A 10,984-nucleotide genomic window follows, 5' to 3' on the forward strand; every position below is an offset into this window, starting at 1 on the left:
GCGACGACCGTGGCCGGGACCTTCTCGAACGGGGTCTACATTCCCGAGCTGATCTATGTCTGCTTCCAGATGACCTTCGCCTGCATCACGCCGGCGCTGATCGTCGGCGCCTTCGCCGAGCGCATGAAGTTCTCGGCGCTGCTGCTGTTCACCGTGCTCTGGGTCACCTTCATCTATTTCCCGATGGCCCACATGGTCTGGTACTGGGGCGGGCCTGATGCGGTCGGCAACGCCGCCAAGGCGCTCGCCGAGGCCGGCGCGGACGGCAAGGTTGCGGCACAGGCCGCGCTCGACGCGGTCAATGCCGATGCCGGCATGCTCTTCAAGTGGGGTGCGCTCGACTTCGCCGGCGGCACGGTGGTTCACATCAACGCGGGCATCGCCGGCCTCGTCGGCTGCATGCTGATCGGCAAGCGCATCGGCTTCGGCAAGGAGCTGATGGCGCCGCACTCCCTGACCATGACCCTGATCGGCGCCGCGCTGCTCTGGGTCGGCTGGTTCGGCTTCAATGCCGGCTCGAACCTCGAGGCGAATGGCACCGCGGCGCTTGCCATGATGAACACCTTCGTCGCCACGGCTGCCGCCGCGCTCGGCTGGCTGTTCATCGAATGGGCGGTCAAGGGCAAGCCTTCGATGCTCGGCATGGTTTCGGGCGCCGTCGCCGGCCTCGTCGCCGTCACTCCGGCCGCCGGCTTCGCCGGACCGATGGGCTCGATCGTTCTTGGCCTCGTCGCCGGTGTCATCTGCTTCGTCTTCTGCACGACGGTGAAGAACGCGCTGGGCTACGACGACTCGCTGGACGTCTTCGGCATCCACTGCGTCGGCGGCATCATCGGCGCGATCGCAACCGGCATCCTGGTCAACACGGCTCTCGGCGGCGGCGGCATCCCGGACTACGCGAGCAAGCCCGGCGAGCTCGCTGTGGGCGCCTATGAGTTCGGCCCTGCCGTGATGGCGCAGATCAAGGCGGTGCTGTTCACGCTGGTGTTCAGCGGCGTCGGCTCGGCGATCCTCTACAAGATCGTCGACGTGATCGTCGGCCTGCGCGTCACCTCCGACCAGGAGCGCGAGGGTCTCGACATCGCCGAGCATGGCGAACGCGCCTACAATATGTGATCCCGCGGCGTTTCACGTGAATCCAGGACCCCAGCGATCACTCGCCGGGGTCCTTTTCGTCGACAGGGGCCTTGCGCCGCTCAGCCGGGCTCGTGCACCACGATCTCCAGCACCTGCACGCCGGCAGGCAGCTCGATCAGGAATTCGGCATCGCGCGGCAGGTGATGGATTCGGCGCGGGTCGGCCCCGGCGAAACGCGACATCGCCTCGATGCTCTCCCAGTAGGAGATCGTGACGAACTCGCTTTCGGTCTCGCGATCCTCCCGGAACATCTGCGCGCCCAGCGCCTTCTCCAGCAGCGGCATCACTCCCTCGCTGCGAAGATACGCGGCATATTCGTCCGCCCTGGCGGATGTCGTCCGCCCACGCCAGATTCTGGCGATACGCGCCGTCTTCGATGCCGTCATCGTTGCCTCCCGATCTGATCGCGAACGAAAACGCGAGTCCCCGTCGAGGTTCCCGATCCTCCCGACAACCGGCGGCAGGAGCGCGTGCGCCGGGTTCAAGGTTAAGCGGGTCTTAACCTCGCCTTCCTAACCTCTCGCTGATGGCCGGAATGATGCGGCCCTGACAGTCCGGACACGACCCAAAGCCGCATGCGCACCATTCGCCGCTCCCAATCGCTCATGGACCGCCTGCCCGATCCGGTGCGGGAGTTCCTGTCGCGCCGCGCCTCGGAGCTGACGGGGCTCGGGCTCCTGGCGCTGATGATCGCCATAGCGATCGCGCTGGCGAGCTGGTCGGTCGACGACCCCAGTCTCAACAACGCCACAAGCGGCGCCGTGCGCAACTGGCTCGGGCGCCCTGGCGCCATGGCCGCCGATCTCCTGATGCAGCTCATCGGCCTCGGGGTCATTGCCCTGCTGTTCCCGCCGATGATCTGGGCCTTGCGCCTGATGCGCTTTCATCTCTTCGATCGCGGTGCGCTCAAGCTCGGGCTCTGGGTGGTCGGCATCGGGGCAACCGCGGCCGTCGCCAGCGCCCTTCCCGCAACGCCGCGCTGGCCGCTGCCGACCGGCATGGGCGGCGTCATCGGCGACGGACTTCTGTTCGGCACACGCAACATCGCCGGCATCGCAGGCAGCGCCGTCGGCAGCCTGGTCGGCTTCCTCTATGCAGGCATTGCCATCCTGGCCGTGACGGCCGCGGCCGGCTTCGGCTTCGTCACCGACGAGGACCCGGCGCTTGACGCCGAGGACGCCGAGGACAGCTGGTCCGACGGCGAGGAGCGTCGTGACGACGAGCCTGGCATCACCGTCATCCTGATCGGCTGGCTCGCCCATGGCGCCATGGCGCTGCGCTCCGCCATCCTGCGCCGCCTGCCGCAGCCGCCGCAGCCCGCCGTCGATACCGGGCTCCTCCCGCCTGACGCCAACGGTCGGGTCCGGCGCGAGCCGCAGTTCGACGGAGCTCCCGCGGGCCGCCGCAGCCCGCCGGAATTCGATCCCGAGCCGCTTCCGGGGGCGCGTCCTGTCTTAGCGAAGGGGCGGGTTCCGGACGATACCGACGCGCCCTTCGATCTCGACGACGAGCCGCAGGACCTGCGCGACCTGAACGCTCCGCGCGTAACCATGCCACGCTCCGCGCCCAAGCCCGGCAAGCGCATGCAGCGCGAGGCACAACCCTCGTTGCTCGACCGGGAAGGCTTCGAGCTGCCGCCGCTGACCTATCTTGCCGAGCCGAAGAAGGTCGCGGCAAATGCGGTTTCGACCGATGCGCTCGAACAGAACGCGACCTTGCTCGAAGGCGTGCTCGAGGATTTCGGCGTGCGCGGCGAGATCACGCAGGTTCGCCCCGGCCCGGTCGTGACGTTGTACGAGCTGGAGCCCGCGCCGGGCACGAAGTCGTCCCGCGTGATCTCTCTCGCGGATGACATCGCGCGTTCGATGAGCGCGGTGTCGGCGCGCGTCGCGGTGGTGCAGGGCAAGAACGCGATCGGCATCGAACTGCCCAACAGCAAGCGCGAGACGGTGTTCCTGCGCGAGCTCCTCGCCAGCCAGGACTTCGAGGCGACCAAGCACAAGCTGGCGCTGTGCCTCGGCAAGACCATCGGCGGCGAGCCGGTGATCGCGGATCTGGCCCGCATGCCCCATCTTCTCGTGGCCGGCACCACCGGCTCGGGCAAGTCCGTCGCGATCAACACCATGATCCTGTCGATCCTCTACCGGCTGAAGCCGGAGGAGTGCCGCCTGATCATGGTCGATCCGAAGATGCTGGAACTCTCCGTCTATGACGGCATCCCGCACCTGCTCACCCCCGTCGTCACCGATCCCAAGAAGGCGGTCGTCGCCCTGAAATGGGCGGTCCGCGAGATGGAGGAGCGCTACAAGAAGATGTCGAAGCTCTCGGTGCGCAACATCGACGGCTTCAATGCCAGGGTCGGCGAGGCCAAGGCCGCCGGCGAGATCATCACGCGCACGGTCCAGACCGGCTTCGACAAGCATTCCGGCGAGGCTGTCTACGAGGAGGAGGTCATGGACCTCGAGCCTCTGCCCTATATCGTCGTCATCGTCGACGAGATGGCCGACCTGATGATGGTCGCCGGCAAGGAGATCGAGGGCACGATCCAGCGCCTCGCCCAGATGGCGCGCGCCGCCGGCATCCATGTCGTGCTCGCCACCCAGCGCCCCTCGGTCGACGTCATCACCGGCACGATCAAGGCGAATTTCCCGACCCGCATCTCCTTCCAGGTGACCAGCAAGATCGATAGCCGCACCATCCTCGGCGAGATGGGCGCCGAGCAGCTGCTCGGCCAGGGCGACATGCTCTACATGGCCGGCGGCGGGCGCATCACCCGCGTCCACGGCCCCTTCGTCAGCGATGCCGAGGTCGAGAAGGTCGTGGCTCATCTCAAGACGCAGGGCCGGCCGCAATATCTCGACGCCGTCACCTCCGAGGAGGAAGAGGGCGAAGAGGGCGAGGACGGCGCCGTCTTCGACAAGACCGGCATGGGTTCGGTCGAGAGCGACGACCCCTACGAGCAGGCCGTCGCCGTCGTCCTGCGCGACAAGAAGGCCTCGACCTCCTACATCCAGCGCCGCCTCCAGATCGGCTACAACCGCGCCGCCTCGATCATGGAGCGCATGGAGAACGAGGGCATCGTCGGACCCGCAAACCACGCCGGAAAACGCGAAATCCTCGTCGACGGTCCCCGGCCGCGCGAGGAGGAGGACTGAGCGGCGGCAGCTTGTCGTTCAATCCAGCAGGATCGACCTGATGTTCTGCCAGCTCGCCGCATCGGGCGCGCAGAGCAGTCCGGCCGGGCGCCCGGCCGGCGAATAGGGCCGGCCGTCGAGCAGCCGCGCATGGCCGCCGGCCTCGGTGTAGAGCAGCACGCCCGGCGCATGGTCCCAGGGATTGAGAACACCGTAGAGCAGGAATTGCAGGCGTCCCGCCGCGGCCAGACGATATTCCTGGCCGCAGCAGCGCAGCGAGCCGACCTCGAGGAAGGCAGGGAAGCGGCCGGGAAGCGTGCTGCGCAGCGGCTCGGGGAAGTACTGCCAGCTCGCCATGCCGTTCATGTCCCGTGTCGCGACGGCCGGTGCGACGCGCAGATCGCGGCTCGCGCCATCCGCCGAGCCCATCCATGCGCCTTCGCCGCGCAGGGCCATGGCGCTGTCCTGAGCCGTCGGATCATGGATCACGGCTGCCACGATTTCGCCTCTCACGATGACGGCCGCCATCACGGCGAAGAGCGAGAGGTCGCTGGCATAGTTGAGCGTGCCGTCGATCGGGTCGATGACGAAGGCGAGTTCGGCATCGGCCAGTCGATCAAGCAGCGCAGGGTTGTTCGTTACCGCTTCTTCGCCGATCAGTGCAGCGGCCGGAAACGCCTTGGCCAGTTCGGCGCAGATGAAGCGCTCGGCCGCCTCGTCGGCCTCCGTAACGACGTCGACCGGGTTCTGCTTGGCGCGGATATCGCTGTCGGCGAGGCGTCGAAACCGCGGCATCACCTCGCATCTCGCTGCCTCGCGCAGGATGGCGTCGAGCCTGTCGTGATCCTGACGTGTGAAGATCATCCGAGGTCGAACTCGACCAGGATCGGCTGGTGGTCAGAAGCCCGCGTCTCGATGTCGTAGGTGATGGCGCGCGCCCGCTCGGCTAGGTCCGGCGTCGCCAGGACATAATCAAGGCATCCCGGAGGGCCGTAGGTCTGGTCGCAGATGAAGGCGGAGGGCGGATGCGTCTCCGCACCCTTCAGCTCCGGCCAGAGATCGACCAGCGGCGGCACGTCGCCTTCGAACGGAGCGAGTAGCTGAGCCAGCCCGGCATCGTCCGGCCGCATGTTGAAGTCGCCGGTCAGGATCGCGCTCGCCGCGTTCGGAGTCGGCGCATAGGTGTGCGGGCCGGGCAGGCGCGGCGCCGCCTGCCGTGCGGCCGCCATGCGGTGGACCTGCCGGATCCCCTCGACCTGGGCGAAGCGCAGGACCGGGGAGGAATATTCCAGATGCGTCGTCATCACCCGGATCGGACCGAACGGCGTCTCGACCATGGCCTCGACCAGCACGCGCGGCATGTTGCGCGTCGCCGCCGCCTCCCAGGGCAGGGTGTGGCGCAGGGCCTGCGCCACCGGCAGGCGCGAGAGCAGCAGGTTGCCGAAGCGCTTGCGCCCGCCTTCGGCATCCGGGACATCGACGCCGATGGCTTCGATCGCGGTGAAGCCGGGCAGGAGCTCGCTGAACAGCGCGAACTGATCGGTCCGGTCATTGCCATCGAGATCGGGAAAATTGGCCGCGACCTCCTGCAGGCAGAGGACGTCGAAATCCGCCATCTGCCGGGCATGCTCGACAATGCGGCGGGGATTGACCCTGTCGTCGATGCCGCGCGCCCACTGGATGTTCCAGGTGATCAGTTTCATCGGGGAGCCGCTACTTGATGCCTGCGCGCATGAAGCTCTGCACGAACTGGCGCTGGAACAGCAGGAAGCCGACGAGCAGCGGTGCCGAGGTCATCAGCGTCGCCGCGCAGATCACCGCCCAGTCGATGCCCTGGTCGGCGGAGGAGAAGACCTGGAGGCCGACCGTCAGCGGGCGCGCCTCGACCGAGTTGGTGACGAGCAGCGGCCAGAGGAAGTTGTTCCAGTGATAGCTGACCGAGACGAGCCCATAGGCGATGTAGGTCGGCTTCGCGAGCGGGACATACACCCGCATCAGCACCTGCAGCGGGCTCGCGCCTTCGACGCGCGCGGCGTCGTCCAGTTCCTTCGGCACGGTTTTGAACGTCTGCCGCAGCAGGAAGATGCCGAAGGCCGACGCGATATAGGGCAGGGCGATCGCGGGGATGGTGTCGATCAGGTCGACCCTGGCGAGGGTGCGGTAGTTCTCGACGATCAGCGCGTCAGGCATGATCATCAGCTGCGCCAGGATCAGCACGAAGGCGACATCGCGGCCCCAGAAGTCCTGCCGCGCCAGCGCATAGGCCGCCAGCGTGCCCAGCACGAGCTGGAAGGCGAGGATCATGGTGACGAGGATGAAGGTGTTGAGGAAATAGCGGGCGAAGGGCGCCGCCGCCCAGGCCCGGGTGAAGTTGTCCAGCGTCAGAGGCGCGGTCAGCACGAAGCGCGTGGTGTGCTCGGCCGGGTGGAACGCCGCCCAGACCGCATAGGCCAACGGAAGCACCCAGATGAGCGCGAGCAGGATCGCGCCCGTCGATTCCAGTGTGAGCGACAGGCCCTTCGGCGCGTAGGGGTCCGTGCGCGTCGCGGCGGGGGCAGGTTGCGTCGGGGCGCTCATTGATAGTGCGTCCTGCGTTCGAGCCAGCCGTACTGGACGAAGGCGACCAGCGCGAGCAGCGCCAGCAGCACGCAGGTCAGAGTCGCGGCATAGGCCGTATCCCAGAAGCTGAAGCCGATCTGGTAGATGTAGAACAGCAGCAGCGTCGTCGCGTTGTCGGGGCCGCCGCGTGTCATGACGAAGATATGGTCGACCATGCGGAACGCGTTGATCACGGCATTGATCAGCACGAACAGCGTCGTCGGCATCAGGAGCGGGAACTGGATGCGCCGGAAGAAGGTCCAGCGCGAGGCCCCCTCGATCGCCGCCGCCTCGCCGAGGCTCGGCGGGATCGCCTGCAGCGCCGCGAGGTAGAAGATCATGAAGAAACCGGCCTCCTTCCAGATCGCGACGATGGTGATGGCGTAGAGCGCGGTATCCTGCGAGCCCAGCCAATTGGTCGAGCGGGCGCCGAACAGCCCGGCAATCTGCTCGAGCAGCCCGTATTGCGGCGTGTAGAAGAACAGCCAGATATTGGCGACCGCGATCATCGGCAGGATCGTCGGCGTGAAGAAGGCCATGCGGACGAGCGTGCGTCCCGCGATCCTGTCGTTGACCCAGACCGCCATCAGCAGCGCCAGCGCGATCGAGGTCGGGATGGTGCCGAGCGCGAACCAGAAATTGTTGCTCAGCGCCTTCCAGAAGATCGGGTCGGCCAGCATCTGCTGGTAGTTCTCTAGCCCGACAAAGCGCGCCGGGCGGCGCGCCTTCGGGGTCGAGTGGAAGCTCTCGATGAAGCTCGCGACCGCCGGCCAGTGCGTGAAGAGGACCAGGCACGCCATGGCCGGCAGCAGGAGCAGCCAGCCATGGATGGTCGCGGTCGCGCGGTTCGTCATCGGTAGGCCAGCGTCCGGCTCAGCGATAGGCCTTGAGGATGCGTTCGGCCTCGGCCTGCGCGTCCTCCATGGCCTTCTGCGCGGTCTTGGTGCCTGTCAGCGCGGCCTGCAGACCGTCATTCAGGGCCTTGGTGACGCGCTGGTTCTCATGCGTCGAAAGCTCAGCGACCGCGAATTCGAGCTGGTCGCGTGCAACGGCGGCCGGCGGGAACTCGACGACGTATTTCTTCATCGCCTCGGTCTCGTAGGCGGCCTTGCTGACCGCGACATAGCCGGTATCGATCGACCATTGCGCCGCACGCTCCGGCCGGGTGATCCACTTGATGAATTGGAACGCGGCCTGTTGCTGGGCCGGGCTCGCCTTCTTGGAGATGTAGAAGTTGCCGCCGCCGGTGGGCGAGCCCCGGCGCTTGTGAGACGGCAGCATGGCGACGCCGAACGGGAATTTCGCGTTGCTCCGGACGTTGGTGAGATTGCCCGTGGTGGTCCACATCATCGCGACCTTCTTCTCGAAGAAGTCGCGCGGCGTGGTGCCCCATTCGACGATGCCGGGCGGATGCACCTTGTGCTTCTGGGCGAGGTCGATCCAGTACTGCAAGGCTTCGACCACGGCGGGCTTGTCGTAATAGGTCGTGTCGCCGGCCTGGTTCATCAGCATGGCGTCGGCCTCGGTGGTCAGCGCCTGGAACAGCCAGTAGGGGAAGCCCGAGGACGGGATCTGCGTGCCCCACTGCGTGACGTTGCCGGCGGCATCGCGCTTGGTCAGCTTCTGGGCGAATTCGAGATGCTCGGCCCAGTTCTGCGGCGGCTTCTCGGGGTCGAGCCCGGCTTCCTTGAACAGCTCCTTGTTCCAGTAGAGCACGATCGTCGAGCGCTGGAACGGGATGCCCCAGGTCTTGCCACCCGTCTGGCTGTTTTCCATGAAGCCGGGATAGAAGCCGGCGAGCCACTTCTTGTCGTCCTCGGTCTTCACGAAGTTGTCGAAGGGCACGATCGCCTCTTCGTCGATCAGCGTGAACATGTCGGTCGAGAGCAGCACGGAGGTGACCGGCGGCGTGCCGCTCTTGTGCGCGGTCAGCGCCTTCACGATCGTCTCCTGATAGGAGCCGGCATAGATCGGCTTCAGCTTGATCGACGGATTCTCCTTCTCGAAATCGGCGGCGTAGGCATCGATCAGCTTGGTGATCGGCCCGCCGACGGCGACCGGGTAGAAGAACGAGAGCTCGGTGCTCTGTGCCCGGGCGATGCCGGGCAGGGCGGTCGCGCCCGCGAGAGCGGCGGTGCCGCCAAGGAATTCACGCCTGTCCATAATGTCCTCTCTCCCTTGCTGGGATGGTTCGAGCGTCCGACTCGCGCGGCCGGTTCAGACCCGAACCACCTTCCGTTCCGACGCCAGATCGAACCAGTGCAGCGCCGATTGTGACATCGTGATGTAGATCTGTTCGCCGGCTGTGACCCGCACTTTGCCGGGCCGCTTGACGATGAAGGAATGGCCGTCGATGCGGGTTTCGAGCAGCGTGTCGGAGCCGAGATACTCGACTGCGACGACATTGGCCGCCACGCCGCTATCGGTGATCTCGACCATCTCCGGACGGATACCGACGGCCAGGCTTGCGGGCTCGATGCCGGCGGGAGCGGCGATCGCTCCGCCGCGCCCCTGCACGGTCGCGAGTGGCAGCACGTTCATTGGCGGCGTGCCGACGAAGCGGGCCGCGAAGATCGTTGCCGGGTTCTCGTAGAGCATGTCGGGCGGGGCATCCTGCTCGATCCGCCCGTTGCGCATCAGCACGACCTGGTCGGCCATCGTCATCGCCTCGACCTGATCGTGCGTGACATAGACCATGGTCATGCCCAGCCGCTGCTGCAATTCGCGGATTTCGCGGCGCATCTCGACGCGAAGCTGGGCGTCGAGATTGGAGAGCGGCTCGTCCATCAGGCAGACCGGCGCCTCGGCGACGATGGCGCGGCCGAGCGCCACGCGCTGCTGCTGCCCGCCCGAGAGCTGTGAGGGCTTGCGCTCCAGCAATGCCGACAAGCCCAGGATCGAGGCGGCGCGGGCGAGGCGCTCGTCGCGCTCGGCGCGCGAGACCTTGCGGACCTTGAGCCCGAACAGGATGTTCTCGGCCACGCTCAGATGCGGGAACAGCGCATAGTTCTGGAAGACCATGGCGATGCCGCGCTGCGAGGGCGAGGCATGGGTGACGTCGCGTCCGCCGATCGCGATGCTGCCGCTGCTCGTGTCTTCGAGCCCGGCGATCAGCCTCAACGTGGTCGACTTGCCGCAGCCGGAGGGGCCGAGCAAAGCGACCAGGTTGCCCCCTTCGACGTTGAAGCTGATGGCGTCGACCGCAGCCGTGCCACCCCAGTTCTTGGTCACCGTCTTGAGTTCTACCGATACCATGCGGAACCCGGCCAGCCTGTCATCGTCGTGGTGAGCCGGCGCAGTATCCCGCTATCCCGGCAAGAAGCCAGCGACCATGAGGCGAAAAATCCTTCGCGCACAAGGGCCGCGTCGCGCCGGACGAGGTCGATTTAACACCTGTTTCGGAGAGAATGCACCGGGAGCCGCGTCGGCTCCCGGTGGATAGCCCCGCCGGGACGCCCGGGTCTATCAGGAAGAGCCCCGCACGGCCTCGTAGCGATCATGGTGCCGCCACCATGGGCCGGCGGCCTCGTTGCGGCCCTTCGGAGCCCGGTCGAGCCAGGCATACATGCCCCAGATGCCGTCCACGCCGCGCGAATACGTGGAGTAGGTGTGGTAGATCGCGCCGTTCTCCCGAATGAAGGCGCTCATGCCGGGGCGTTCGCGGTGATAGGTCGGGACATCGGTTCCCGCCATCGCCGCGAAGCCGCGCTCGACCGCATTGCCGCCGGAGCGCCATTCGAATTTCGGCTGGTGCTGGAAGTTGTAGTCGACACCCGTGGTCCGTTCCTGTTCCTCGGTGAAGGAGACGTTGAAGTCGAAGTTGAACGCGCTGTCGCTCGACGAGGCCCAGGGGAAGCTCCAGCCCATCCGTTCGCGGAAGGCGATGAGCTTGGCGAGCGGCGCCCGCGACACCGCCCACAGCATCACGTCATGATGGGCGAGATGGGCGGTGCTGCCGTTGAAGCCGTCCGCGATCGCGGAACAGGACGGGCAGCCCGCCGCATAATCCGGACCGAACATGAAATGATAGACGAGTAGCTGCGAGCGGCCCCGGAAGAGATCGGCCAGCGATGCCTCGCCGTCCTCGGTCTCGAAGCGATAGTCCCGGTCGATGC

10 protein-coding genes are annotated in these 10,984 nt (G+C 66.6%); 2 read left to right on the forward strand and 8 right to left on the reverse strand.

The genetic code is table 11. The features are described 5' to 3' along the window. The coding region (locus ACIPIA_RS03955) for an ammonium transporter (RefSeq protein WP_400506883.1) at window positions 1-1,116 on the forward strand (1,116 nt) is incomplete at its 5' end. A gap of 80 nt (window positions 1,117-1,196) precedes the next feature. On the opposite strand, the gene ACIPIA_RS03960 is transcribed toward ACIPIA_RS03955, so the two are convergent. After that, on the reverse strand, window positions 1,197-1,523 hold the full coding sequence (locus ACIPIA_RS03960; RefSeq protein WP_400506885.1) for an antibiotic biosynthesis monooxygenase family protein: 327 nt from the start codon (window positions 1,521-1,523) through the stop codon (window positions 1,197-1,199). 189 nt (window positions 1,524-1,712) lie between these two features. Here ACIPIA_RS03960 and ACIPIA_RS03965 point away from each other — a divergent pair, with 189 nt between their 5' ends. After that, on the forward strand, window positions 1,713-4,292 hold the full coding sequence (locus ACIPIA_RS03965) for a DNA translocase FtsK (protein ID WP_400506887.1): 2,580 nt from the start codon (window positions 1,713-1,715) through the stop codon (window positions 4,290-4,292). Window positions 4,293-4,310: 18 nt separating this feature from the next. Here ACIPIA_RS03965 and ACIPIA_RS03970 read toward each other — a convergent pair whose 3' ends face one another. The 7 genes from ACIPIA_RS03970 to ACIPIA_RS04000 form a co-directional block, all read right to left on the reverse strand. After that, window positions 4,311-5,135, reverse strand: coding sequence for an inositol monophosphatase family protein (locus ACIPIA_RS03970; RefSeq protein ID WP_400506889.1), 825 nt, complete (start codon window positions 5,133-5,135; stop codon window positions 4,311-4,313). Next, window positions 5,132-5,974: an endonuclease/exonuclease/phosphatase family protein gene (locus ACIPIA_RS03975; protein WP_400506891.1), complete on the reverse strand. Its 843-nt coding sequence runs from the start codon at window positions 5,972-5,974 to the stop codon at window positions 5,132-5,134. Before ACIPIA_RS03975 ends, ACIPIA_RS03970 begins: the two co-directional genes overlap by 4 nt. A gap of 10 nt (window positions 5,975-5,984) precedes the next feature. Further along, window positions 5,985-6,848, reverse strand: a complete 864-nt coding sequence (locus tag ACIPIA_RS03980) for a carbohydrate ABC transporter permease (RefSeq protein ID WP_400506893.1) — start codon at window positions 6,846-6,848, stop codon at window positions 5,985-5,987. After that, window positions 6,845-7,723, reverse strand: a complete 879-nt coding sequence (locus tag ACIPIA_RS03985) for a carbohydrate ABC transporter permease (RefSeq protein ID WP_400506895.1) — start codon at window positions 7,721-7,723, stop codon at window positions 6,845-6,847. Before ACIPIA_RS03985 ends, ACIPIA_RS03980 begins: the two co-directional genes overlap by 4 nt. Window positions 7,724-7,742: 19 nt before the next feature. Beyond that, window positions 7,743-9,032, reverse strand: a complete 1,290-nt coding sequence (locus tag ACIPIA_RS03990; protein ID WP_400506897.1) for an ABC transporter substrate-binding protein — start codon at window positions 9,030-9,032, stop codon at window positions 7,743-7,745. Between the two features lie 54 nt (window positions 9,033-9,086). Then, complete coding sequence (locus ACIPIA_RS03995; protein WP_400506899.1) at window positions 9,087-10,124, reverse strand: ABC transporter ATP-binding protein; 1,038 nt, start codon at window positions 10,122-10,124, stop codon at window positions 9,087-9,089. A gap of 210 nt (window positions 10,125-10,334) precedes the next feature. Continuing rightward, a partial coding sequence (locus ACIPIA_RS04000) for a DUF899 domain-containing protein (RefSeq protein WP_400506900.1) occupies window positions 10,335-10,984 on the reverse strand: 650 nt, incomplete at its 5' end.

The sequence above is a fragment of the Allobosea sp. CER48 genome (genome assembly GCF_044752385.1).
GTDB lineage: Bacteria > Pseudomonadota > Alphaproteobacteria > Rhizobiales > Beijerinckiaceae > Allobosea.

Excerpts from the sequence above, each read along its gene's own strand:
- ACIPIA_RS03960 (WP_400506885.1), bottom strand. The coding sequence starts at position 1,523 with ATGACGGCATCGAAGACGGCGCGTATCGCCAGAATCTGGCGTGGGCGG.
- ACIPIA_RS03965 (WP_400506887.1), top strand. The coding sequence starts at position 1,713 with ATGCGCACCATTCGCCGCTCCCAATCGCTCATGGACCGCCTGCCCGAT.
- ACIPIA_RS03970 (WP_400506889.1), bottom strand. The coding sequence starts at position 5,135 with ATGATCTTCACACGTCAGGATCACGACAGGCTCGACGCCATCCTGCGC.
- ACIPIA_RS03975 (WP_400506891.1), bottom strand. The coding sequence starts at position 5,974 with ATGAAACTGATCACCTGGAACATCCAGTGGGCGCGCGGCATCGACGAC.
- ACIPIA_RS03980 (WP_400506893.1), bottom strand. The coding sequence starts at position 6,848 with ATGAGCGCCCCGACGCAACCTGCCCCCGCCGCGACGCGCACGGACCCC.
- ACIPIA_RS03985 (WP_400506895.1), bottom strand. The coding sequence starts at position 7,723 with ATGACGAACCGCGCGACCGCGACCATCCATGGCTGGCTGCTCCTGCTG.
- ACIPIA_RS03990 (WP_400506897.1), bottom strand. The coding sequence starts at position 9,032 with ATGGACAGGCGTGAATTCCTTGGCGGCACCGCCGCTCTCGCGGGCGCG.
- ACIPIA_RS03995 (WP_400506899.1), bottom strand. The coding sequence starts at position 10,124 with ATGGTATCGGTAGAACTCAAGACGGTGACCAAGAACTGGGGTGGCACG.